This is a genomic window from Morganella sp. BCCO 40_0007 (assembly GCF_032989665.1).
Classification (GTDB): Bacteria; Pseudomonadota; Gammaproteobacteria; order Enterobacterales; family Enterobacteriaceae; genus Morganella; species Morganella sibonii.
The window spans coordinates 25,436-48,399 of sequence record NZ_JAVBIN010000017.1; the positions used below are offsets into that span (position 1 = coordinate 25,436).

Below are 22,964 nucleotides of genomic sequence, written 5' to 3' on the forward strand. Positions count from 1 at the left end.
TGCTGTTGTCTTTCCGGTCAGTTACCGGCTGACAGCCCGGACGGTCAGTGTAATACCGTCAACGGCAATCACTTCCACTTCCGTACCGGCAGGCAGCGGTGACTGACTGTAAACACGCCAGCTTCCGTCTGCGAGGCGGATGCGGCTGTAACCTTCTTCCGTCTCTGTCAGCAGCGCGGCGCGCAGACCAATCAGCTTGTGATTGGCCTGATTCGGTGAACTGCTGTCATCACGCTGGCGGCGGCGCTGAAAATTACGCCACAGCACCGCACAAATCACCGTCATCACTGCGAAGATAATGCCCTGCCACTCGGGACTCAGCCCCGGTATTATCCACGTCAGCAGTGCGACAATCAGTGCCGCCACACCGCTCCAGAGCAGATAACCCCCGGTGCCGAGCATCTCCAGAATCAGCAGGATGCCGCCGAAACAGAGCCAGAACCAGACCGCCTGTGATGCGATCATCTCAATCATGCGGATTTACCCTGACCTTTCGTGTCTTTTGACACATTGAACATTTCTGCCACACCGCCGATAGCACCCATCAGGTTACTGGCTTCCAGCGGCATCATAATGACTTTGCTGTTTTCCGCTGCACCGATTTTGGTCAGTGCATCGGTATATTTTTGGGCCACAAAGTAATTGATAGCCTGCATATTACCGTCAGCGATAGCATCCGATACCATTTGTGTGGCGCGGGCTTCCGCCTCAGCCGCACGTTCACGGGCTTCTGCTTCCAGGAATGCGGACTGACGCAGACCTTCTGCTTTCAGGATCTGAGACTGTTTTTCACCTTCCGCTTTCAGGATAGCCGCCTGACGTATACCTTCCGCTTCGAGAATATCGGCACGTTTGGTACGTTCCGCTTTCATCTGGGCGTTCATCGCAGATACCAGCTCTTTCGGCGGACGCACGTCACGGATTTCAACACGGGTGATTTTAATCCCCCACGGGTTGGTTGCCTCATCCACAATATGCAGCAGGCGGGAGTTAATGGAATCACGCTGAGACAGCATTTCATCCAGCTCCATCGAACCGAGCACGGTACGGAAGTTGGTCATGGTCAGGTTGATAATCGCCAGATTCAGGTTGCTGACTTCATACGCGGCGCGTACAGGATCAATAACCTGAATAAAGCAGACGGCGTCGATGGTGACGTTGGCGTTATCGCGGGAGATAACTTCCTGTGACGGAATATCGAGAACCTGTTCCATCATATTAATTTTACGGCCGATGCGATCCATAAACGGCACAATAATATGCAGACCCGGCTGAAGTGTCCGGGTATAGCGGCCAAAACGCTCAACAGTCCACTGAAAGCCCTGCGGTACAGTTTTGACACCGGTCGCGACAATAATGACGGCGATGAGAATAATAATCGGGACAAAACCCAGTGAGAACAAATCCATGAGCCAAAATCCTTATCAGTAATGAGTGGGTTAAATAATTCAGTAAAGTAATAATTAGTACAGTAACGAGTATAGCTTACGACGGTAAGATGCGGCAGTACTGTCTGCGGTTCCCATTGCCGCCATAATATCCATCATGGTTTTGCGTGCCTGACCTTCCGCAGCCGCCAGATCCTTCTTCAGGAAGCTGAATAACAGGGCCAGTGCTTCGTCATTGCGGTGAACCTCATGCAGTTTCAGCGCCAGTTGTACTGCGAGTTCTGCATTCTCCGGATCTGCGGTAAAGGCATTTTGCAGCTCCTGGATTTCCGGCGTGTCTGCGGCCTGCTTTTGTAACTCAATTTGAGATAAGAGACCATGATAGCGTGTATCCTGATCCTGAATCGGGACTGACTTCAAGACTTTCTCTGCCTCTTCTGACAGATTTACTTCCAGCAGTGTCTGTGCCAGCAGCAGAGTGATTTCGCTGTTGCGGTCGTCTGCCTGATGCGCTTCACGCAGCAGCGGCAGAGCAGCCTGAAAATCACCGGCTTCAATCAGTTCGATGGCCTGACCGGTTTTGATTTCAGATTCGGACGGCAGGAATTTTGCCAGGAAGTTACGGACTGTCTCTTCATTCTGCGGCCCCTCAAAGCCATCGACCGGCTGTCCCTGATGGAACAGATAGGTGGTCGGCACCGCACGCAGACCGAATTGTGAGGCGATCATCTGCTCGGTATCGCAGTTGACTTTGGCAAGGATCATCATCCCGGCATAGTCAGCGGCCACTTTTTCCAGAATAGCGCCCAGTTCCTGACACTGCGGGGACTGCGCGGAATGGAAGAAAAAGACCACCGGCACTTGCATTGAAGATTCAATAACCTGGCGTAAATTGGTTTCGTTAACGTCTGTGATATGTGCATTTGATAACATATTCATTCTCTTAATAAATTGGCGGACTTTTTATTAACATCTGGGCGCAGCGCGGCATTTCAAGCGGCAGAGGATTTTTTGTTCAGTATTTTATCCATCAGCCACAGCGGCAGCAGGCGTCTGAGCCACATCACGATTACGGTAAGACCCGTAACAGGATAGCGTATTTTCGGGTGCCGGTGCTCCAGGGCACGGATGACTTTTTTCACCACATCCTCCGGTTTGCCGGTAAACAGGCGGGCAATACCCGGATTTTTGACCGGTTTATCCTGCAGCGTTTGTGTGACATTTTCCGTAAACCGGGTGGTGATGGGGCCCGGCTCAATCAGGCTGACACGGACTCCGGTACCGGTGAGTTCCATCCGCAGTGCATCGGACCAGGCTTCCAGCGCGAATTTACTGGCGGCATAAGCACCGCGCCCCGGGGTAGAAATCAGCCCCATCACGGAACTGGTCTGGATTATCCGGCCTTCGCCGGCCTGTTTCATGGCAGGCAGCAGCAGCGTGGTTAACTGATGTGTGCCGAACAGATTGGCGGAAAACTGTTTTTCCAGATCTTCGCGGCTGACCGTTTCAAGCGGGCCGTACAGGCCAAAACCGGCATTATTGAATAAGCCGTACAGGCGGTTGCCGGTCAGCGCCAGTACCTGTTCCGCAGCGCGGGCAACACTTTGCGGGCAGTCCAGATCCAGTTCCACCGGTTCAAACCCGAGGCGTGCCATTTCGGCCAGATCAGCCGGTTTGCGGCAGGCGGCCAGCACACGGTAGCCCCGCTGTTTCAGTATCTTTGCCGCGCATAACCCGATACCGCTGGAACTGCCGGTGATCAAAACTGCTTTTTGCATTTCTTTACCTGCTTAACTGCTTATAAGTCATGGACAAATCATTTAGGATAGTCTGACGCCTGTTATTGTAAGTAAGGCAGTAGTGTTTTATCCATCCAGTCTGTCACATAGGGCTGTGCCGCTGCGTTCGGGTGTATGCCGTCATCCTGTATCCACTGCGGATTGGTGATGACCGCTTCCATATAAAACGGGATCAGCGGAACGGTATTTTCCTGTGCCAGCGCCGGATAGAGCGCAGAGAACCGCTCTGTATAGCGTTTGCCGTAATTCGGCGGAATACGGATCTGCATCAGCAGCGGCTTCGCACCGGCGGCTTTCACGGCATCAATCGCTGCCTGAAGATCGGTGCGGGTTTGTGTCAGCGGCAGGCCGCGCAGGCCGTCGTTGGCACCCAGTTCAATCAGTACCCATTGCGGCCGGTGCTGCTCCAGCAGTGCAGGCAGACGGGCAAGTCCCTGAGCGGCCGTATTTCCGCTGATACTGCCGTTTATCAGTGTGATGCCGTTACCGGCCTGTTGCCAGCGTTGTCCCAGCTGTGCCGCCCACGCCTCTCCGGCCGGAAGGCGGTAACCGGCACTCAGGCTGTCCCCCAGTATCAGTAATGTTCCGGCGGCATACAGATTCCCGCTGAACAGCAGCAGAAAAAGGAAACAGAGATGGCTCCGGAGCCTATTCTTGAAATTGATCATCTTATTAAGCGCGTCGGTCAGGGTGAAAATGAGATCACTATATTGCAGGGTGTCGGATTAGTTGTCGAGCCTGAAGAAACAATTGCGCTGGTGGGGGAGTCCGGTTCCGGAAAATCGACCCTGCTGGGGATTATTGCCGGTCTGGATGACGGCACGTCCGGTGAGGTGAAACTGCTCGGACAGTCACTGCCGCAGCTGGATGAGGAAGCGCGGGCAAAACTGCGGGCGCGGGATGTCGGCTTTGTGTTTCAGTCCTTTATGCTGATCCCGACACTGAATGCGCTGGAAAATGTGCAGTTGCCTGCGTTGTTACGCGGTGAATCCGAATCTGCCAGCCGCGAAAATGCGGAACAACTGCTGATTCAGCTGGGGCTGGAAAAACGCCTGAAACATATGCCTGCCCAGCTTTCCGGCGGGGAGCAGCAGCGCGTGGCTATCGCCCGGGCATTCTCGACCCGGCCGAAAATTCTGTTTGCCGATGAACCGACCGGTAACCTTGATCGCCGTACCGGCGATAAAATTGCGGATCTGCTGTTCTCACTGAACCGTGATTACGGCACCACACTGATTCTGGTCACGCATGACCTGACTCTGGCCGCCCGCTGTCAGCGGCGGCTGAAACTGTCTGACGGCAAGCTGGAGGAATTGACATGATCTGGCGCTGGTTCTGGCGGGAGTGGCGCACGCCGTCCCTGCTGGTGGTCTGGCTGTCATTGACCCTGGCAGTCGCCTGTGTGCTGGCGCTGGGGCGTACCGGTGATCGTATTAATCAGAGTGTGAATTATCAGAGCCGTGATTATCTGGCCGGTGATCTGGTGCTGCGCGGCTCGCATCCGGCTGATGAAAACTGGCTGAAAACAGCACAGGAAAATGGCCTGACGCTGAGTCAGCAGATGAGCTTCAACACTATGGTGTTTGCCAATGATGTGCCGCAGCTGGTGTATGTCAAAGCGGCTGATGAGGCTTATCCGCTGTACGGTGAGCTGGAAACCGATCCGCCCGGCCTGAAACCTGCACCGGGGGAGATTCTTATCGCGCCGCGTCTGGCAGAACTGCTCTCGGTAAAACCGGGACAGATGCTGGAAGTGGGGGATACCGATCTGAAAATCGCCGGTTTTCTTATTCAGGAGCCGGACAGCGGTTTTAACCCGTTCCAGATGGCTCCCCGCGTGCTGATCAGCTTGCAGGATGCGGAAGCCACCGGGGCAATACAGCCGGGGAGCCGTCTGACTTACCGCGATATGTTTGCCGGTGCACCGGATACGGTATCGATATTTAAACAGCAGTATGAGGACGCATTACGGATTGATCAGCGCTGGGTCACTTTGCAGCAGGAGGGCGGGGCGCTGGCGAAGTCTATCGATCGTGCTCAGCAGTTCCTGGTGCTTTCCGCACTGCTGACCCTGTTACTGGCGATTGCCGCCGTGGCCGTTGCGATGTCGCACTACTGCCGCAGTCGTCACACCCTGATCGCGGTATTGAAAACGCTGGGTGCAGGGCGGCGGGAGCTGCGTTACTGGGTTGTCGGGCAATGGGCGGTACTGATGGCGGCGGCGATGGTGGCCGGGTCGCTGCTGGGGCTGATTTTTGATGCCGTACTGATGAGCCTGCTCTCTCCGCTGCTGCCGAAAGCGCTGCCCGCGCCGGGATTATGGCCGTGGGCATGGGCACTGCTGACCCTGGTTGCTATCACTCTGCTGGTGGGTGCACGGCCGTACCGCCAGCTGATGCTGACACAACCGACCCGTGTGCTGCGCGATGACGTGGTGGCACCGGTCTGGCCGCTGCGCTGGTATCTGCCGCTGGCAGCACTGATTGTGGCGGGTGGTCTGGCGGTGCTGACTAACGCCTCTTTTCTGCTCTGGGCGGTGCTGGCCGGTGTGGTTCTGATCGCTGCGCTGCTGGCGGTGGCCGGTTACGGCGGATTGTGGCTGCTGGCCAAAATTCCGTTTCGTGCACTGAGTCTGCGGCTGGCTGTCCGTCGCCTGCTGCGTCAGCCCGGTCAGACGCTGGTTCAGACCGGTGCATTTGCGCTCTCTTTTATGCTGCTGGGACTGCTGGTGATGGTTCGCGGTGATCTGATCGGGCGCTGGCAGCAGCAACTGCCGCCGGATACGCCGAACTATTTTCTGGTGAATATGACCGAAGATCAGATAGCACCTGTTAATCAGCTGCTGGCTGCGCACAACGTGACGCCAACGGAATATTATCCGGTGGTGCTGGCGCGCCTGTCCGGTATTAACGGCGAAACTGCGCTGGAATGGGCAGATGCGCGTGATCCCGGCAACAATACGGTCCGCCGCGAACTGAGTCTCACCTGGACGGCGTCCCTGCCGCCGCTCAATGAGCTGGCAGACGGCACCTGGCCGCCGAAACCCGGGGAAGTCTCTATTGAGATGGAAGTCGTCAAACAGCTCGGTCTGAAAGTCGGAGATACCCTGACATTCACCGGGGATACCCGGCCGTTTACCGCGACTGTCAGCAGTGTGCGGCAGGTGGACTGGGAAAGTATGCGGCCGAATTTCTTCTTTATCTTTAATCAGGCGTCCCTGGAAAACCAGAGTGCCATGTGGCTGACCAGCTTTCACTATGACGGTAATGATGGACTAATCACCCAGATGAATCGTAAGTATCCGTCTATCAGCATTTTTGATACCGGATCGATGCTGAAACAGATCCAGACCATTCTCGCGCAGGTCAGCCGTGCGCTGGAAGCGATGGTGGTACTGGTACTGATCTGCGGTGTGCTGTTATTACTGGCGCAGATCCAGGTGGGTATGAATCAGCGCCGGACTGAACTGGTGGTATACCGCACCCTCGGTGCCGGAAAACGCCTGTTGCGGCGTACGCTGTGGAGTGAATTTGCGCTGCTGGGCGTGATGGCGGGCGTGGTTGCGGCACTCGGTGCGGAGATTGCCCTGTGGCTGTTGCAGACCCGCGTGTTTGATTTTCCGTGGCAATTGCAGTGGCCGCTGTGGATAGGGCTGCCGCTGGCCGGAGGTTTCCTGCTTTCACTCTGCGGCAGTGTGCTGGGGCTCCGTTTGCTCGGGGATTCTCAGCAGCACCGCCGTTTACAGAGTTAGTCCGGCGACGGCGTGTATGCCCTGACCGGTTTGTGCTGCGGTGGCCGCATAAAGAATGTGGCCGCCAGAATCACGATCACCGGCAGGGCGATCAGCAGGAACGCCGGGGTAAAACTGCCGCTGTAATCCTTGACGGCACCGGCAAAAAACGGTGCCAGACAGGCAAAGGTGGAAATCAGATTCACCACAGAGAACAGCTCCAGATACGGACCACGGCCAAAATAGTTTGCCAGCAGCACGCTGGAGGCCAGGAATGTCATACCGTAACCAATCCCCACCAGCACCGTAAACAGGATCAGCAGCGGCCAGCTGGTCGCGATACTCAGCGTCAGCACACCAAACGTGATGGTGGCGAGGCTGATAATCAGCAGTTTTTTCGGTTCCAGCCACTCGCCTATCGCTCCGCCTGCCAGACGGGAAAAGGCGTTGATAAAGGCCATGGTACTGAGGAGTGTGGCCGCGATGGTTTCACTGAATCCTTTGTCCATGATATGCGGCACCGCAAAACTGTTCACGGTGAACCCGCACCATAAAAAGGCGGTATAAGATGCAGCGATCACATAGAACTGCCAGGTTCTCAGTGCCTGACGGGCGCTCCAGCGCGCCTGACTGCGGTAGATACGGGAAGTTTGTTTCTTCTGCTGCCACATCACTGCACGGGCATGCGTGATCTCACGGCGGCCTTCCCGCATAACCAGCAGGGTAATCAGTGTGACAACAGCCAGCGTCAGCGCGGAGATCAGCCAGTGGACACGCCAGGAGCCGAAGACATGGGCGGCGAGAAAATAGATCCACGGCCCGACCACACCACCCAGCCCGCCGAGGGTAAAGTAAAAACCAAACGCCAGTGACTGGCGGCTGAACAGCCGTGAAATCACATAGGTGCCGGGAACGGTGGCCATAAAGGTAAAGCCAATCCCGAGGAAAGCCGTACCGATAAAATAGCGCTGAATCGACTGCGTGGTGTACAGGCTGTAAAATCCGGCCAGAAACAGCAGCAGCCCGGTCAGCAGAGTCAGGCGGACATTGGTTTTACGGATCAGAAGACTGGGCAGAAAGCTGGATAATCCGCAGGTCAGTCCGAGCAGGGTGAACCCGAAACCGGCATCCGTCCAGCTCCAGTTCAGCTCTCTGAGCATGCCGGGTAAAACCACGCCCAGTGAGGTAAAAGTGGTGGCGGTGGTCAGAAAATAAACCAGCCCCAGCAGGGTGAGTATAGTCCATTGATAAACAGGGCCTAAGCGGCGATCTGACGAAAACATCCCGGCTCCGGAAAAGGCGTAAAAAGCAAAATGCCCGGCTGAACGCCGGGCATCAGAATGGAGCTATTGTCGCCGGAAACGGTGCTGACTACCAGCTTAATATTGTTTTTGCCCAGTCCGCAGAAGACTGATATTCCGCCGGTAAATTCTGTGCCAGCTCACTGAGTGCCGCAATAAGCTGTGCCGGTTCCGGATATGACAGGTTAATGTGACCGACTTTGCGCGCCGGGCGAACTTCTTTATCGTACCAGTGCAGATGCGCCAGCGGTTGTGCCAGCCACTGCGTATTGAGTTCAGTACCGATAATATTCACCATTACCGCCGGGGCGGTCACGACCGGCTGCGGCAGCGGAAGATCCAGAATCGCCCGCAGATGCAGCTCAAACTGACTGACTGACGCACCGTTTTGTGTCCAGTGGCCGCTGTTGTGCACACGCGGTGCAAGCTCGTTGATCAGAAGACCATCCTCTGTGACAAAACATTCCATTGCCATCACACCGGTATAATCCAGCTCATTGAGGATCGCGCCCAGCATCTGCTCAGCTTGTTCCTGAAGCGGATTTTGTGTCTGCGGGAAGGCCACGCTCATGCGCAGAATGCCCTCTTCGTGATGATTATGCGTCAGCGGGTAAAACACACATTCCCCGGCACGGTTACGGGCGCCGACCAGCGACACTTCACCGGAAAACAGAATGCCTTTCTCGGCGATGCACTCACCGTAAATTTCCGGCGGCAGGGCGGATTCATCCCCGAGACGCACACGCCACTGGCCGCGGCCGTCATAACCGCCGGTACGGCGCTTGACGATGACAAAGTCCCCGAGGCGGGCAAAAATATCGGGCCATTCATCAGGGGAAGAAAGCGGTTGCCACGGTGAGGTGGCGAGATGCAGATCATCCATCAGTTTTTTCTGCGGCAGGCGGTCAGCCAGACGCGGAAAGATATCCCGGTTGATAAAGGCGGGATGCTGCTCCAGCACTTGTGTCAGCGCGGTTTGCGGCCATTGCTCGATTTCAGCGGTGATCACACTGTGCTGATAAGGAACGGCTTCCGGTTCGGCATCTAACCCGACAGGATAAACAGAAATGCCCAGCGGCTCACCGGCCTGGCGCAGCATCCGGCCCAGCTGGCCGTTTCCCAGAACGCACACCGGTTTCATCAGCAGGCCTCCCGCGGGTCCGGGTTGCTGAGCACATCATCGGTCTGTGCTGTGCGCCATTCAGTCAGACGGACAAGCAGTGCCTCATCATGCAGGGCAAGAATCTGTGCAGCAAGCAGAGCGGCATTGGCGGCACCGGCTTTACCGATCGCCAGCGTGCCGACCGGAATACCTTTCGGCATCTGCACAATAGAATAGAGACTGTCGACGCCGCTGAGTGCGGCGCTCTGCACCGGCACACCCAGCACCGGAACGAGGGTTTTGGCCGCCAGCATACCCGGCAGATGCGCGGCACCACCGGCACCGGCGATGATCACATCAAACCCGTTCTCTTTTGCGGTTTCAGCGAAAGAAAACAGTTTGTCCGGCGTGCGGTGCGCAGAAACCACTTCGGTGTGATAAGGCACCTGAAGCAGGTCGAGGATCGCAGCGGCGTGCTCCATGGTGCTCCAGTCACTTTTGGAACCCATAACAATAGCCACTTTGGCTGCCGGTGAGTGTTGTTGCGAAGAGGCGGCGTTCATGTTTTCGGTGCTCCTGTACATCCCGCGTCACGAAAATTGACAGACGTCCGGCAGTGAGCCGGTGAAGAAGACGGGCATAATATCATGGTAAATCACGAAGGAAAACGTTTGCGTCACGGATTTTTCACAAATACGGGCAGGTAATGGCTCAGAACGGAAAGAAGATCAGCGAAATACTGTCCGGGGTGATTTTAAAGGCGGAACCCTGAGAATGCCACGCACCGAGAACACCGCGAAAGTGCGTTTCGCCGTCAGCGGAAACATCGTGTACCGCAGGACGGTGGGTGTGACCGTGGATCATCCAGCGTGTCCGGTACTGACGGAATGCTTTCATCACCTCGTTCTGATTTACATCCATAATCGCTTCGCTTTTGCGCTGATTGGCAGACTGACTGCCCGCCCGCATTTTCTTCGCGATTTTCAGGCGCAGTGACAGCGGCAGCCACAGAAACAGGCGCTGTATCCACGGAGTGTGAACACGCTGACGATAATGCTGGTAATCCGTGTCATCGGTACAGAGAGTATCACCGTGCAGGATCAGGATCTGATGCCCTTCGGCTTCAATTACCTGTGTATCCGGCAGCAGTGTCATTCCGCACTGACGGGCATAGCGTTTGCCCAGCAGAAAGTCACGGTTACCGCAGATAAAAAAGATCTTCACGCCGCTGTCACTGAGGGATTTCAGCGCATCGGCCACGGTTTTATGCAGCGGGTTCGGGTCATCATCACCAATCCAGTAATCAAAAAAATCACCGAGAATATAGAGTTGTGAGGCGTGAACCGCCTGTTCCCGCAGAAAACGAAGAAAGCCGGCGGTGATCGCCGGCTCATGCTCATTTAAATGCAAATCTGCAATAATAAGCGTGGTCATACTTACTCAGAAACAGTCACGCTTTCGATGATCACATCTTCACGCGGCACATCCTGGTGCATACCGCTGTTACCGGTTTTAACGGCTTTGATTTTGTCCACAACATCCATACCTTCAACCACTTCAGCAAACACACAGTAGCCCCAGCCACTTGGTGTTTCTGAACGGAAGTTCAGGTAGTCGTTGTCAACAACGTTGATGAAAAACTGTGCAGTGGCGGAATGCGGGTCGTTAGTACGGGCCATCGCCAGGGTGCCGCGGTTGTTTTTCAGACCGTTGTTGGCTTCATTTTTAATCATACCGAGGGTTGGTTTCTGCTTCATGCCCGGCTCAAAACCACCGCCCTGGACCATGAAATCATTGATAACACGATGGAAAATGGTGTTATTGTAGAAGCCGTCTTCACAATATCTCAGGAAGTTTGCGACCGTTTCCGGTGCTTTGTCCGCGAACATCTTAATGACGATATCACCATGATTTGTATGAAAAGTTACCATAATAATTTCCTGCTGCTTATATTATAAAGGCAATAATCTGCCGTTTTTATCTCCGGGGTGTGTTATATCATACTCACTAATCTGCGTCAGTATTTGTTATAATCACCGGGTTTTACAGGGTCTTTCTTGCATTTGCAGGGTATTCGCGTTTCAATAACCCGACCTGTCTCAGATTATGATCCCCGCAGACAGATATAAAAAATAAAGTATTTATTATCAATTAATTAACATAAGTCACCATCAACACGTACAGACTTTTAATGGAATAGTCCTATGCTGAAAATTTATAACACCTTATCAAGACAAAAAGAGGAATTTAAGCCCATTAACCCCGGTAAAATCGGGATGTACGTGTGTGGTATCACTGTTTACGACCTGTGTCATATCGGACACGGGCGGACATTTGTCGCGTTTGACACCATCGTGCGCTATCTGCGTCACGCCGGGTATGATGTGAACTATATCCGTAATATCACGGATGTGGACGACAAAATCATCAAACGGGCAAATGAAAATAACGAAACCTGTGATCAGCTGGTGGATCGCATGGTGGCGGAGATGCACCGCGATTTCGATGCCATGAACCTGATGCGTCCGGATTCAGAGCCGCGTGCCACACATCACATCAAAGAAATTATTGAGATCACGCAGTTACTGCTCGACCGCGATCATGCCTATGTGGCGGATAACGGTGATGTGATGTTTGATATCAGCAGTGATCCGGAGTACGGCCTGCTGTCACGTCAGGATCTGGAACAGCTCCAGGCCGGTGCCCGTGTCGAGGTGGCGGATGTGAAACGCAACCCGATGGATTTCGTGTTGTGGAAAATGTCCAAACCGGGTGAGCCGTCATGGGAATCGCCGTGGGGTGCAGGCCGTCCGGGCTGGCACATCGAATGTTCCGCCATGAACAGCAAACAGCTGGGTACACATTTTGATATTCACGGCGGCGGTTCTGACCTGATGTTCCCGCACCATGAAAACGAAATCGCGCAGTCAACCTGTGCCCACGACGGCCCGTATGTGAATTACTGGATGCACTCCGGTATGGTGATGGTCGATAAAGAGAAGATGTCGAAATCCCTCAATAACTTCTTCACCATCCGCGATGTGCTGGGTTATTACGACCCGGAAACGGTGCGTTACTTCCTGCTGTCCGCACATTACCGCAGTCAGCTTAACTACACGGAAGAGAACCTGAAGCAGGCGCGTACCGCACTGGAGCGTTTTTATACTGCTCTGCGCGGCACAGATAAAGACGCGGCAGTGGTGGTTAATGAGGAATTCGCCAGCCGTTTCCGCGATGCGATGGATGATGATTTCAACACGCCGGAAGCTTATTCTGTACTGTTTGATATGGCGCGTGAACTGAACCGCCTGAAACAGGAAGATATGACGGCGGCGAACGGTCTGGCGGCACAACTTCGCCAGCTGGCTGGTGTACTGGGTCTGCTGACACAGGACCCTGAGCAGTTCCTGCAAAGCGGTGCGCAGAGCGAAAGTGATGAAGATACAGCGAAAATCGAAGCACTGATCAAACAGCGCAATGATGCCCGCGCGTCAAAAGAGTGGGCGCTGGCCGATGCGGCCCGTGATGCCTTAACCGATATGGGTATTGTGCTGGAAGATGGCCCGCAGGGCACCACCTGGCGCCGTAAGTAATCATTATTACATTCTGACTGAAAAGCCCGGCATGATTTATTGCCGGGCTTTTTTATTTCGTTTTATTCTTACGGTGCAGGTATAACTGCAAATTATCAGCTATCCTGTCAGCGTAGCTGATTTTATACGTGAGTTTCTTGTCGTATTTTTATTAAAAAAATAAAGGAAGCATCTGATGAGTAAAAATATGTTAGCGGTATTGCTCGTTTCCGTTTGTGCGTTTGGTACAGTCACGGCGTCAGCCGCCGGATTGTCAGATAATATGAAAACGCTGAACGCGAATTTACAGATTGTTGAAAAAACAGATGATGCGGCAGCGCTGAAAGATGCACTGACAGAAATGCGTGCAGCGGCACAGAGTGCCAAAGCGGAATTACCCGCCAAACTGAAAGGTAAAGCGGCGGACAGCGCAGAAGTGAATGATTACCATCATGGTTATGATGTCCTGACCGGACAAATCGACGAGGCACTGAAACTGGCGGGAGAGGGTAAAATTCAGGAAGCGAAAGCGATGACTGAACAATTTAAAGTCACCCGCGGTGAATACCACAAAAAATACCGTTAACAGATTATACAGATACCGTTCTTCAGTATTAAAAATGCCCGGTTATGACTGCCGGGCGTTTTATATTTCAGCGGCGGATAATCAGTGCCGTTTACGCGGCATCATGCGCAGCAGGGTATTATCTTTCCAGAAGTAATGATGTGCCAGTGCGGCTGCGGCATGCAGGCCGATAATAAAATAACCGGTATTGGCAATGATCTCATGAAGATTCTGTATGCTGTACGCGAGATCTTCATCCGGAGTGGCAGAGACCGGCATCGGAATACCAAATAATGACCAGTCATAACCGTTCAGATATTTAATACTGAAACCGAGCACCGGTAACAGAATAAAGATCACAAAGATCATCAGGTGCACCAGATGGGATAATCCGGTGATCGCCGGGGACGGTTTGGGAATAATGGCCGGTGCGCGATGTTTTATTCTGACCGCCAGCCGGACAATCATCAGTATACCGACAGAGATACCGCAGCTGTAATGTAACCCGGATAAGATACTCCGCAGCGGTTCATCAGCAGAATCCCGTAACAGACCACTGATATAAACGACAATCACAAGCAGAAAAATAAACCAGTGCAGCGCAATTTGCACAGGCCTGAATTTTTGTGTTTCCATTTTTCGCGGCTCTTTTATTATGCGGATAAAAAAACCAGAGTCGATGCTCTGGTTTATTCACAAATTGATATTATTCAGCCACTTTTACCTGCTGACCGGCAAATTCCACCACTTTACCGGCGGTGATTTTGCCGCGTTTGCGGGTTTCTGTTTCACCGTCAACAGTCACCTGACCATCAGCGATAAACTGTTTGGCGGCCGCGCCGCTGTCTGCCCAGCCCTGAATTTTGAGCAGGTCACACAGTTCAACATGCGGGTGCCCGTCGAGATTAAAAATATCCATGGTTATTCGTCCTTATCGTGAAATTCTTCGCAGGCCTGTAATGTATTCTGAATCAGTGTGGCAACCGTCATAGGGCCGACACCACCCGGTACCGGGGTGATCCACTCTGCGCGTTCGGCGGCTTCGGCAAAATTCACATCACCGACCACTTTGCCGTTTTCCAGGCGGTTAATACCCACATCGATAACGATCGCGCCGGGTTTGATCCACTCACCCGGAATAAAACCGGGTTTCCCGACAGCCACAATCAGCAGATCCGCATTTTCAACATGATGACGCAGATTCGTGGTAAAGCGGTGAGTGACCGTTGTGGTGCAACCGGCCAGCAGCAGCTCCAGACTCATCGGACGGCCGACAATATTGGATGCGCCGACAATCACAGCATTCAGACCAAATGTATTGATATTGCAGCGCTCAAGCAGCGTCACAATACCGCGCGGTGTGCACGGGCGCAGATTTGGCGCACGCTGGCACAGGCGGCCGATATTATAAGGATGAAAACCGTCTACGTCTTTATCCGGATGAATACGCTCAATGACTTTGACATTATCAATACCGGCCGGCAGCGGAAGCTGAACGAGTATCCCGTCGATAGTATTATCGTTATTCAGTTTATCAATGAGATGGAGGAGTTCGGCTTCGCTGGTGGTATCGGGGAGGTCATAAGAACGTGAAATAAATCCGACTTCTTCACAGGAACGGCGTTTGCTGGCGACATAAATCTGAGATGCGGGGTTCTCACCGACCAGGATAACGGCGAGACCGGGAGCACGTTTTCCGTTAGCAATCCGTTGCTGCACTTTTGCGGCAACTTCGGCACGGATGGTCGACGCAATCGTTTTCCCGTCTATAATTTTTGCTGACATCGTGTAAAAATCCATAAAACAGATAAAAGATGGGCACTATTCTGTCAGAACATTTTCCGTCTGTCAGTTATGTTTTATTGAGGTGGTGGAAAGTTACTGCCGAAGATAACTTATTTTCTGATTGACTCGCCGCGCCTCAGCCGTATAATCCACGGTGCATCAAGCAGTTAACCCGCTGTTTTTTTCCTCAGCGCGCCCTTAGCTCAGCTGGATAGAGCAACGGCCTTCTAAGCCGTAGGTCACAGGTTCGAATCCTGTAGGGCGTACCATATAAATCAATCAGTTATATGTTAGGGAAAGAAAACCCGCCAGAAAGCGGGTTAAGTAACGGGTCTGGTTAGTATTTTATTTTTCACTTCTGACCCAATTCTCATAAACAGTTTCAGACCATCCAAGGAAAGTCCTGCCTTTCGTTCTTGCCGGTAAAACTCATTACCAGAAACATATAGCCATCTTTCGATAACTTATACATTGGCTGAATACCGCTATTTTTATCAATGTAATTAATGACCTAAATATTGGTCACTGCAAATTTATCAGGACAATCGCTGATTGTTTACTTTATTTTCCTCAGCATATTTTTATGGTTTTTCCAAAATATTCCAGCTGGTTGTGAATACCTGCCCATCAGATGCCGGTACCATTTTCTGAAAATGGTACCCGGGTAAAACTACGGCAGTGGTCGTGGTGTAAATCCTTATAAAAAAGTGAACCTGTTCACCAGAAATAACCGCCCCGCAGAAACACCATTAACGTGATTTCTCAGGCTCGGCTTTCTGTGAATATTTTTGATTGCGCGGTGAATGCGCCGGTGAAATGCGCAGAGTCGCAACCTTCGCCACGTTACCTGCGTTGCCTGGTCACGACCGGTCTGTTCCCGGTGGTCAGGATGTGGATCATCCTACCTGCCGATATAGTGCGTACTATATGAGGCTATGAGAAATCAGATATAAAAAGCCCCGCTATTTAGCGAGGCGTTGTTTTCTTAGTATCAGTTGCTGAATCAAGGATCGCCTGTGAAGCATGGTGTAGTTACTTCCGGTGTCGTCACTGTTGGTGTTGTCACTACGGGTACGGTAAATGCCGGTGTCGTCACTGTTGGTGTTGTTGGTTCTGGTGTTGTCACTGTTGGTGTTGTTGGTTCTGGTGTTGTCACTGTTGGTGTTGTTGGTTCTGGTGTTGTTACAGTTGGTGTTGTTACGCACGGGGTTGTCACCGGACATGTTGGTTCGGGCGGACATACAGTCACAGGCGGGCATGTCGGTTTTGGCGTTACTGGCGGACACGTTGGTTTCGGCTTTTCCGGCTCCTCACATTTGCAGTAGCACTTGCAACAGTTATTCACGATAATCTTAATAACTGTCTGCCCGTTATCACAGCATGCTTCCTTTGTTACTTGAGTCATGATAATTCCTTTTTGATATCAGGCTCCCATTGAGCTGTATAATTATACAGTTGTCAGGTGGTGCTTAATAATCAGCTCCGGAAATGCGATGCGCCTCAGTCTCCCGTATTGCCGGCTTATCGTGATTACAGTCTGCTATTGACTTCTGTCGTGGTTTAATAAATCTGGCCACTTGAACAGAGGGGCATGAGTCCAATGTGCGGATCACAGAAAACCCTGCCGGGTCCGGCAGGCAGAGGCCATGTATAATATGATTGCTGGTCAGCCGCAGGATACCAAAGAGCAGGTCGGTAAAGTTCTGGCTCCGTGGCACCCGGAAAAAGATATGGCATTTACAAGACAACCGGTCTATATTGTTTCGTATGACAGAGGTAAAGACGCGATGACATCAGAAATCATAAAACCAAAACGGGGACGGCCGCCGAAAAATCATGATGCGGGTGCAGATGTAAAAAAAATGCTGATCCGCAGTGGCATGGAGATGTTTACCGAAAAAGGCTATATGACTTCGGATATCAACGGTATCCTGAAAAAAGTTGGTGTGCCGAAGGGCTCTTTTTACTATTACTTTGACAGTAAAGAGCAGTTTGGTCTGGAAATTATGCGTAATTACGACAGCTACTTTTCCCGCCTTCTGGATAAATGCCTGTCTGATACCACGCTGCCGCCACCGGAACGACTGCGGTTATTTTACCGGACGGCCAAAGCCGGAATGGAAAAATACCACTGGCAGCGCGGGTGCCTGGTGGGGAATCTCGGTCAGGAGGTTGCCAGCCTGCCGGCCGGGTATTGCGAAATACTCGATAACATTATTACCGGCTGGCAAAAAAAAGTGGAAATCTGTCTTCTGGAAGCGCAGAAGCAGCAGCTTATTTCCGGAAAAACAAATTGCAGGCAGATGGCCGCTTTTTTCTGGACGGGCTGGGAAGGGGCGGTAATGCGAGCCAAACTGACGCGTAACAGTGAACCGCTGGATCTGTTTATCACTGTTTTTATGACGCAGATACTGGCGGATAAAACATAACAGCCCCGGGAAATGTTGCAGAATAATTTATTAAATATCACCGTCATTAACACTCTGGTGCGTATTTAATAAATTTTTTTACAATTAAGTAGACATCTGGTCTATATTCATAAAAGGATAACACCATGTTTAACTGTATTTTGATTGAAAACACCGACGGCTATACCGCCAAACTGGCGCAGCTCGATGAATCACAACTGCCGGAACATAATGTGACGGTTCAGATTGATTACTCTACGCTGAATTATAAAGATGGTCTGGCGATCACCGGTAAAAGCCCGGTGGTCCGCAGTTTCCCTATGGTTCCGGGTATTGATTTTGCCGGTACTGTCACTGAAAGCAGCTCTGAGCATTATAAAGCAGGCGATAAAGTACTGCTTAACGGCTGGAGCGTCGGTGAAAAATACTGGGGCGGTTTGTCGCAGATGGCAAAAGTGAAAGACAGCTGGCTGACGCCGTTACCGGCCGGAATGAGCACAAAACAGGCAATGATGATCGGGACAGCCGGTTATACCGCTATGCTGGCGGTTCAGGCTCTGCTGAAGCAGGGGATCACCAAAGAGTCCGGTAAAGTTCTGGTCACCGGCGCCAGCGGCGGTGTGGGCAGCTTTGCGGTTTCTCTGCTGTCAAAATTAGGTTTTGACGTTATCGCTTCCACCGGCCGCACTGCGGATACCGCGTACCTGATCGATACACTGGGTGCATCCGAAATTATGGATCGCAGCGAGTTATCCGCACCGGGTAAACCCCTGACCAAAGAGCGCTGGGCGGCTGCGATTGACAGCGTGGGCAGCCATACTCTGGCCGGTGTCTGTGCCGGTACGCAGTATGGTGGTGTTGTGGCGGCATGCGGTCTGGCACAGGGGATGGATTTTAACGGTACTGTTGCACCGTTCATCCTCAGAGGTGTGAGTCTGATAGGGATTGACAGTGTGATGCGTCCGCAGGCAGACCGTGTGGCGGCATGGAAACAGCTGGCAGAACTGACCGATCCGGCGCAGCTGGAAACCATCAGCCGGGTTATTCCGTTAAATGAAGCGATTCCGGCAGCACAGCGTTTACTGAACGGTGAAATCCGCGGCCGTGTGGTGGTGGATGTGAATAATTAATATTGCATTATCCGCAATATAATACTGAATCTTGTTGACGAAAGTCCTTTGCCTCCGTTCCGGGGGCTTTTTTATATAAAAGAACATCTGCCGGATTCCTTCCGGCAGATGTCCGGACTTGCAAAGTTAGCACTATTACGTGCTCTCCCATACTACTAATTATAATCAGTTAGCGAAAGGTGTATTATCGCCGCGGGCTGATGTGACAGAATAATCTCTGTATTTTTATTCATATTACAGGTAATAGTCACTGGTATTATTTTCTTCTGATCCTTTGCCGGTTAAAGAAAATTCGGGCATACATACCGGAATTTGCTCATCAGCGGTATTTTATGAATAATAGCGCTGAAAGATGAAAGTTATCGATGAAAAAGACAGTATTTATAAAAAATAATATTAACTAAGAATTATCTTATAGGGATGGGACATGCAAATGATGCAGGCAGTAAATCCGGTGAAACTGAAGTCAGTGGTCAAATTAATTATTGTCGCGGTTATTCTCCTGTTTGCAGGAATAATTACCTTTAATTCATACACTATTGTTCAGGATGGTTCGGTAAAAGTCGGGACTTTTTTAGGTAAGGTTAATCCGGTGGCATATGATGCCGGGTTGCATTTCCCGATTAACCCTTTTATGACATTCGATACGTACTCGACAAAAGATATCCGTGTGTCACTGAAAGAGTTACGTGTACCGTCGCAGGATAAACTGAAATCTATCGTCGATATTACGGTGATGCTTCAGTTTGATGGCGCCAAAGCGCCGGTTCTCCGTATTAATGGTGGTACAGAAAGTGAAGCACTGGATAAATATGTCCGTCAGAAACTGATTTCCACGATTCTGGAGTTCGGGAAAGATGTTGCCAACGCCCAGGATTTGTATACCGCAGATACACAGCGGAAATTACAGGATTCTATCCGTGATGCCATTCAGGGTTATGCTTCACCGTACGGTTATACGATCAAAGAAATTATGATCCAGGATATTACGCTGCCGGAAGTGGTTCAGGAGCAGGTCGTGAATACCAAAATGCGCCAGGAGCAGATAAACCAGGCAAAAGCAGAAGCTGAAAAAGAGCGTGAACTGGCACAGAAAAAAGTCGTAATCGCACAGGCTGAGCGTGAGTCAGCAGAGCAGCAGGCGCTTGCCCGTGAACGTAATGCCCAGGCGAGTTCTTATGCCCTGCGTCAGGAGGCTGATGCCCGTTTGTATGCGGCTCAGAAAGAATCTGAAGCTAACACCGTACTGCAGCAGACAATCACCCGCGAAATGATTAACTGGAAACAGCTTGAAATCGAACAAATCAAAGCGGAAAAATATAAAGGTGAAGTCCCTAATATTGTTGTGGGTGCAGACTATGACGGTAAAATGATCATGGATATGCGTTCTCAGCAATAAATAATATCAGTAATAAGGTAAGGCGCGAAAAGAGAGTTTATTCCTGTCTTACCGTTATTATTGTTTTTTTGATATCCCCGGAATAAACATTGAATTATCTGGTCTTTAAAAAAATCAGTAGGATATATCCTGAATAATAAATAATTCAGAAATAATGTCATTGTGAATTTTTTGTTATTCAGATAAAACCATTGATTATTAAAAGGATTGATAATGAAAGAATTAAATCATGCAGAAATTGAATTAGTTTCCGGCGCGGGTTGTATCCAGGATACGATCACCGGTATTGGTGAAAAACTGGGCGATTTTGGTTTCGGGCTGCTCTCACCATTTCTGAAAGTTGATCTTCCTGTTATCGGAAAAGTAAGCCTGAAAGACTTTGTTCCTGACCTGGGAAAAGATGTCGGTAATAAAGTGGGTTCTGTTGTCGGTGGTCTTATTGAAAAAACATTGGGTCGTGTAATTGACCTCGGTACTATCTGTAAATAATTAATCTGAGAAAGTAATCTGTCTCAGTGATGATCCTCTGCTGGTGTGATAGCGGAGGATCATTAATATTATCGTTGTTAATCATAAGAATACTCTGTATTTAATCTGAATCCGTAAATAATTCCGCCACTCCCCGTTAGTTAAGATATTTTTATTATTCCTGCGTCATGATATAGCTTATTTTATTACAACTCCTTTCTTTACCTTGATGGCTGAAGTATATCGGGGACGTAATCGTGATTAAAATTTAACTTTATCAGGTACTATTGTAGCATGAGAGATACTATTAATACTTAGTGCATGTGTTACTTTTTGGTGACAATGAAAATATATTAACAACTCAACAATATGATAAATAAGATAAATTTAAATATATAACCGGGTGGTGTTATCACGTCGTTAATAATGGGATTTTGTTTTTGTTACGTTATTTTACCTATTCATTGTCGGGTGTTAATTCATATAAAATAAATATTCTTCTGAGGTGCTCGGATGAAATAACAAATAATTAAAGGAAAGTTTACTATGAAAGAGTTAAGTATTCAGGAAATTGACGCAGTTTCAGGTGCCGGTTTTATCAAAGATAGCCTGACCAGTGTCGGCGGCAAAGTTGGTGATGCTACATTCCGTGCATTCGTTTCATTTGTGAATGTAAAAGTACCTCTGCTTGCCCAGATGAATATCGGGCAAAAATACCCGGATTTAGGTAAGAACCTGGGTTCTCAGATTGGTGGTAAAGTCGGTGGTACAATCGAAACCGGCTTAACATTATTACCTGGTGTTGGCGGATTATTTAAAAAAATCCTGGGCTGATTAATACGGAATCACCGTATTTCTGATGTCAATACTTTATTTTATGGGAATTCATTATTTTATGAATTCCCTTTTTTTTATTTTTTCCCTGATACTGTCTGCCTTTTATTTCACCGGATAACCGCAGGCAGGGTTTATTGTGTTCCGCAAAGCTGCACTTGATAACAGAAAAATGAAGTGGCGGGGTAAGGCGTTATTGTTACCCGGTATTCCGCTGTGGCTGATCCTATTATGCAGTGTCCTGTTTTTAACTGCTTTTCTGGTCTTTATCTTATCCGGCAGTTATACACGCCGGGTCAGTGTGACAGGGGAAATCACCACAAATCCGCGGGCAGTCATTGTATCTGCCGGCGTGCAGGGGTTTATTACCCGGCAATATGTGACTGAAGGGCAGGTTATCCGCAAGGGAGAACCGGTTTACAGTATTGATACCAGTAAAGCGACTGACAGCGGTGTGGTCAGTGATAATCAGCGCCGGGAAATTGAACATCAGTTACAGCATATCCGCGACATGATCACCCGCCTCAAAGAGAACAAATACACCACACTGACCTCGCTTGAAAAACAAAAATCGCTTTATGCACAGGCACAGTTACGCTCTGCCGGTATTATTGAGCGGGCACAGGAAGGTATCCGTATTATGAAACTGAATATGGATAATTATCACCACTACCGGGAAAGAGGTCTGATAAATAAAGATCAGTGGATGAATCAGGCCGCACTTTACTATTCCCAGCAAAACAGCCTGCTGGGATTAAGCGGCCAGAATGAGCAGAATATTTTGCAGGTGACGTTGCTGGAAAGTCAGATTCTGGCTCAGTCTGCGGAATTTGATAACCGGATTTATCAGCTGGAATTACAGCAATCCGAACTGATGAAAGAGCAGGTGGCCAACGAAGCCGGCAGCGGAATTATTGTTCGTGCCCTGACTGACGGCCGTGTGGATTCCCTCAGCGTGACGGTCGGGCAGATGGTTAATCCGGGTGATACCCTGCTCCAGATCCTGCCGGAAAATATCAGTCAGTACTGGCTGGTGCTTTGGGTGCCCAACGACGCACTCCCTTATCTGAACATCGGTGATGCCGTGAATATCCGCTATGAGGCGTTCCCGGCGGAAAAATTCGGCCAGTTCGCCGCCGCCATTCAGATGATTTCCAAAACCCCGGCCTCACCGCAGGAAATGATGACCTACGCCGGCGCACCGAAAATCAGTCAGATGCCGCAGTCCATCCCCTACTACAAAGTCATTGTTCGCCCGGAAAAACAAAAGATTGCATATGGCGGCCGCGAACTCAGCCTGCAAAACGGTATGAAAGCCAATACCAGCCTGTTTCTGGAAAAGCGCAAAATCTATCAGTGGATGGTCTCGCCGTTTTATAACATGAAGCAGAGTGCCTCCGGGCCGGCAGGAGCAGACACACCATGACAGAACGGATTCTGTTATCTGACCGGGAGGCCGTATGCGCCGTTTATCCTTAAAAAA

Annotated in this window: 24 protein-coding genes and 1 tRNA gene; 12 read left to right on the forward strand and 13 right to left on the reverse strand. The window is 50.7% G+C overall.

Translation table 11 applies throughout. The annotated features are described in order from the left end of the window. Positions 1–21: 21 nt before the first annotated feature. The 5 genes from R5268_RS18090 to tesA form a co-directional block, all read right to left on the reverse strand. Complete coding sequence (locus R5268_RS18090; RefSeq protein ID WP_107678475.1) at positions 22–474, reverse strand: NfeD family protein; 453 nt, start codon at positions 472–474, stop codon at positions 22–24. Beyond that, positions 471–1,409 (reverse strand): SPFH domain-containing protein, encoded by a 939-nt coding sequence (locus R5268_RS18095; RefSeq protein WP_024475083.1) that lies wholly within the window; start codon positions 1,407–1,409, stop codon positions 471–473. The genes R5268_RS18090 and R5268_RS18095 overlap by 4 nt, the downstream gene beginning before the upstream one ends. A 54-nt stretch (positions 1,410–1,463) precedes the next feature. Further along, complete coding sequence (locus R5268_RS18100; RefSeq protein WP_218454519.1) at positions 1,464–2,321, reverse strand: co-chaperone YbbN; 858 nt, start codon at positions 2,319–2,321, stop codon at positions 1,464–1,466. Positions 2,322–2,380: 59 nt separating this feature from the next. Then, positions 2,381–3,166 carry an SDR family oxidoreductase gene (locus tag R5268_RS18105; RefSeq protein WP_317420271.1) on the reverse strand — a complete coding sequence of 262 codons (786 nt, stop codon included), beginning with the start codon at positions 3,164–3,166 and terminating at the stop codon, positions 2,381–2,383. A gap of 62 nt (positions 3,167–3,228) precedes the next feature. Beyond that, positions 3,229–3,855, reverse strand: a complete 627-nt coding sequence (gene tesA / locus R5268_RS18110; protein WP_107678472.1) for a multifunctional acyl-CoA thioesterase I/protease I/lysophospholipase L1 — start codon at positions 3,853–3,855, stop codon at positions 3,229–3,231. On the opposite strand from tesA, the gene ybbA reads away from it, so the two are divergent. Together ybbA and ybbP are read left to right on the forward strand one after the other, a co-directional pair. Next, positions 3,823–4,509 (forward strand): putative ABC transporter ATP-binding protein YbbA, encoded by a 687-nt coding sequence (gene ybbA / locus R5268_RS18115; protein ID WP_046893206.1) that lies wholly within the window; start codon positions 3,823–3,825, stop codon positions 4,507–4,509. The genes tesA and ybbA overlap by 33 nt on opposite strands. Then, the gene (gene ybbP / locus R5268_RS18120; protein WP_317420268.1) at positions 4,506–6,938 is read left to right on the forward strand and encodes a putative ABC transporter permease subunit YbbP; all 2,433 of its coding nucleotides are present in this window, start codon (positions 4,506–4,508) and stop codon (positions 6,936–6,938) included. The genes ybbA and ybbP overlap by 4 nt, the downstream gene beginning before the upstream one ends. Here the strand turns inward: ybbP and R5268_RS18125 are convergent. The 5 genes from R5268_RS18125 to ppiB form a co-directional block, all read right to left on the reverse strand. Continuing rightward, the gene (locus R5268_RS18125) at positions 6,935–8,200 is read right to left on the reverse strand and encodes a CynX/NimT family MFS transporter (RefSeq protein ID WP_107678470.1); all 1,266 of its coding nucleotides are present in this window, start codon (positions 8,198–8,200) and stop codon (positions 6,935–6,937) included. The two genes, ybbP and R5268_RS18125, sit on opposite strands and share 4 nt — an antisense overlap. 88 nt (positions 8,201–8,288) lie before the next feature. Beyond that, positions 8,289–9,359, reverse strand: coding sequence for a 5-(carboxyamino)imidazole ribonucleotide synthase (gene purK, locus R5268_RS18130; RefSeq protein ID WP_317420266.1), 1,071 nt, complete (start codon positions 9,357–9,359; stop codon positions 8,289–8,291). Next, entirely contained in the window at positions 9,359–9,883 is a 525-nt protein-coding gene (gene purE, locus R5268_RS18135; RefSeq protein WP_052926525.1) for a 5-(carboxyamino)imidazole ribonucleotide mutase, read from the reverse strand. The genes purK and purE overlap by 1 nt, the downstream gene beginning before the upstream one ends. A 148-nt stretch (positions 9,884–10,031) precedes the next feature. After that, on the reverse strand, positions 10,032–10,754 hold the full coding sequence (locus R5268_RS18140) for a UDP-2,3-diacylglucosamine diphosphatase (protein WP_046893211.1): 723 nt from the start codon (positions 10,752–10,754) through the stop codon (positions 10,032–10,034). Between the two features lie 2 nt (positions 10,755–10,756). After that, positions 10,757–11,251 carry a peptidylprolyl isomerase B gene (gene ppiB, locus R5268_RS18145; RefSeq protein ID WP_107678467.1) on the reverse strand — a complete coding sequence of 165 codons (495 nt, stop codon included), beginning with the start codon at positions 11,249–11,251 and terminating at the stop codon, positions 10,757–10,759. Positions 11,252–11,524: 273 nt separating this feature from the next. On the opposite strand from ppiB, the gene cysS reads away from it, so the two are divergent. Both cysS and cybC read left to right on the forward strand, forming a co-directional pair. Next, positions 11,525–12,913 (forward strand): cysteine--tRNA ligase, encoded by a 1,389-nt coding sequence (gene cysS / locus R5268_RS18150; RefSeq protein WP_218454514.1) that lies wholly within the window; start codon positions 11,525–11,527, stop codon positions 12,911–12,913. Between the two features lie 175 nt (positions 12,914–13,088). Then, complete coding sequence (gene cybC / locus R5268_RS18155) at positions 13,089–13,478, forward strand: cytochrome b562 (RefSeq protein WP_317420264.1); 390 nt, start codon at positions 13,089–13,091, stop codon at positions 13,476–13,478. A gap of 81 nt (positions 13,479–13,559) precedes the next feature. Here the strand turns inward: cybC and cybB are convergent, their stop codons facing one another. The 3 genes from cybB to folD form a co-directional block, all read right to left on the reverse strand. Beyond that, positions 13,560–14,093 carry a cytochrome b561 gene (gene cybB / locus R5268_RS18160; RefSeq protein ID WP_218454513.1) on the reverse strand — a complete coding sequence of 178 codons (534 nt, stop codon included), beginning with the start codon at positions 14,091–14,093 and terminating at the stop codon, positions 13,560–13,562. A 70-nt stretch (positions 14,094–14,163) separates the two neighbouring features. Beyond that, positions 14,164–14,376, reverse strand: coding sequence for a ribosome-associated protein YbcJ (ybcJ, locus tag R5268_RS18165; RefSeq protein WP_046893216.1), 213 nt, complete (start codon positions 14,374–14,376; stop codon positions 14,164–14,166). 2 nt (positions 14,377–14,378) lie between these two features. Then, positions 14,379–15,242 carry a bifunctional methylenetetrahydrofolate dehydrogenase/methenyltetrahydrofolate cyclohydrolase FolD gene (gene folD / locus R5268_RS18170; protein ID WP_046893234.1) on the reverse strand — a complete coding sequence of 288 codons (864 nt, stop codon included), beginning with the start codon at positions 15,240–15,242 and terminating at the stop codon, positions 14,379–14,381. 192 nt (positions 15,243–15,434) lie between these two features. On the opposite strand from folD, the gene R5268_RS18175 reads away from it, so the two are divergent. From R5268_RS18175 to R5268_RS18210, 8 genes are all read left to right on the forward strand, one after another. Further along, positions 15,435–15,511: transfer RNA gene (locus R5268_RS18175), tRNA-Arg, on the forward strand. Positions 15,512–16,258: 747 nt separating this feature from the next. Beyond that, positions 16,259–16,567, forward strand: coding sequence for a hypothetical protein (locus R5268_RS18180; protein WP_317420261.1), 309 nt, complete (start codon positions 16,259–16,261; stop codon positions 16,565–16,567). Between the two features lie 405 nt (positions 16,568–16,972). Then, positions 16,973–17,671 carry a TetR/AcrR family transcriptional regulator gene (locus R5268_RS18185; RefSeq protein WP_218455649.1) on the forward strand — a complete coding sequence of 233 codons (699 nt, stop codon included), beginning with the start codon at positions 16,973–16,975 and terminating at the stop codon, positions 17,669–17,671. Between the two features lie 125 nt (positions 17,672–17,796). After that, positions 17,797–18,780, forward strand: a complete 984-nt coding sequence (locus R5268_RS18190) for an MDR family oxidoreductase (protein ID WP_273746055.1) — start codon at positions 17,797–17,799, stop codon at positions 18,778–18,780. A 427-nt stretch (positions 18,781–19,207) separates the two neighbouring features. Continuing rightward, positions 19,208–20,179, forward strand: coding sequence for an SPFH domain-containing protein (locus tag R5268_RS18195; RefSeq protein WP_046893218.1), 972 nt, complete (start codon positions 19,208–19,210; stop codon positions 20,177–20,179). Between the two features lie 213 nt (positions 20,180–20,392). Further along, complete coding sequence (locus R5268_RS18200; protein ID WP_218454509.1) at positions 20,393–20,668, forward strand: hypothetical protein; 276 nt, start codon at positions 20,393–20,395, stop codon at positions 20,666–20,668. A 525-nt stretch (positions 20,669–21,193) separates the two neighbouring features. Continuing rightward, positions 21,194–21,481, forward strand: coding sequence for a hypothetical protein (locus R5268_RS18205; protein ID WP_046893220.1), 288 nt, complete (start codon positions 21,194–21,196; stop codon positions 21,479–21,481). A gap of 139 nt (positions 21,482–21,620) precedes the next feature. After that, the gene (locus tag R5268_RS18210) at positions 21,621–22,907 is read left to right on the forward strand and encodes an HlyD family secretion protein (RefSeq protein ID WP_317423121.1); all 1,287 of its coding nucleotides are present in this window, start codon (positions 21,621–21,623) and stop codon (positions 22,905–22,907) included. Positions 22,908–22,964 lie beyond the last annotated feature (57 nt).

Excerpts from the sequence above, each read along its gene's own strand:
- R5268_RS18090 (WP_107678475.1), bottom strand. The coding sequence starts at position 474 with ATGATTGAGATGATCGCATCACAGGCGGTCTGGTTCTGGCTCTGTTTC.
- R5268_RS18095 (WP_024475083.1), bottom strand. The coding sequence starts at position 1,409 with ATGGATTTGTTCTCACTGGGTTTTGTCCCGATTATTATTCTCATCGCC.
- R5268_RS18100 (WP_218454519.1), bottom strand. The coding sequence starts at position 2,321 with ATGTTATCAAATGCACATATCACAGACGTTAACGAAACCAATTTACGC.
- R5268_RS18105 (WP_317420271.1), bottom strand. The coding sequence starts at position 3,166 with ATGCAAAAAGCAGTTTTGATCACCGGCAGTTCCAGCGGTATCGGGTTA.
- ybbA (WP_046893206.1), top strand. The coding sequence starts at position 3,823 with ATGGCTCCGGAGCCTATTCTTGAAATTGATCATCTTATTAAGCGCGTC.
- tesA (WP_107678472.1), bottom strand. The coding sequence starts at position 3,855 with ATGATCAATTTCAAGAATAGGCTCCGGAGCCATCTCTGTTTCCTTTTT.
- ybbP (WP_317420268.1), top strand. The coding sequence starts at position 4,506 with ATGATCTGGCGCTGGTTCTGGCGGGAGTGGCGCACGCCGTCCCTGCTG.
- R5268_RS18125 (WP_107678470.1), bottom strand. The coding sequence starts at position 8,200 with ATGTTTTCGTCAGATCGCCGCTTAGGCCCTGTTTATCAATGGACTATA.
- purK (WP_317420266.1), bottom strand. The coding sequence starts at position 9,359 with ATGAAACCGGTGTGCGTTCTGGGAAACGGCCAGCTGGGCCGGATGCTG.
- purE (WP_052926525.1), bottom strand. The coding sequence starts at position 9,883 with ATGAACGCCGCCTCTTCGCAACAACACTCACCGGCAGCCAAAGTGGCT.
- R5268_RS18140 (WP_046893211.1), bottom strand. The coding sequence starts at position 10,754 with ATGACCACGCTTATTATTGCAGATTTGCATTTAAATGAGCATGAGCCG.
- ppiB (WP_107678467.1), bottom strand. The coding sequence starts at position 11,251 with ATGGTAACTTTTCATACAAATCATGGTGATATCGTCATTAAGATGTTC.
- cysS (WP_218454514.1), top strand. The coding sequence starts at position 11,525 with ATGCTGAAAATTTATAACACCTTATCAAGACAAAAAGAGGAATTTAAG.
- cybC (WP_317420264.1), top strand. The coding sequence starts at position 13,089 with ATGAGTAAAAATATGTTAGCGGTATTGCTCGTTTCCGTTTGTGCGTTT.
- cybB (WP_218454513.1), bottom strand. The coding sequence starts at position 14,093 with ATGGAAACACAAAAATTCAGGCCTGTGCAAATTGCGCTGCACTGGTTT.
- ybcJ (WP_046893216.1), bottom strand. The coding sequence starts at position 14,376 with ATGGATATTTTTAATCTCGACGGGCACCCGCATGTTGAACTGTGTGAC.
- folD (WP_046893234.1), bottom strand. The coding sequence starts at position 15,242 with ATGTCAGCAAAAATTATAGACGGGAAAACGATTGCGTCGACCATCCGT.
- R5268_RS18185 (WP_218455649.1), top strand. The coding sequence starts at position 16,973 with ATGGCATTTACAAGACAACCGGTCTATATTGTTTCGTATGACAGAGGT.
- R5268_RS18190 (WP_273746055.1), top strand. The coding sequence starts at position 17,797 with ATGTTTAACTGTATTTTGATTGAAAACACCGACGGCTATACCGCCAAA.
- R5268_RS18195 (WP_046893218.1), top strand. The coding sequence starts at position 19,208 with ATGCAAATGATGCAGGCAGTAAATCCGGTGAAACTGAAGTCAGTGGTC.
- R5268_RS18200 (WP_218454509.1), top strand. The coding sequence starts at position 20,393 with ATGAAAGAATTAAATCATGCAGAAATTGAATTAGTTTCCGGCGCGGGT.
- R5268_RS18205 (WP_046893220.1), top strand. The coding sequence starts at position 21,194 with ATGAAAGAGTTAAGTATTCAGGAAATTGACGCAGTTTCAGGTGCCGGT.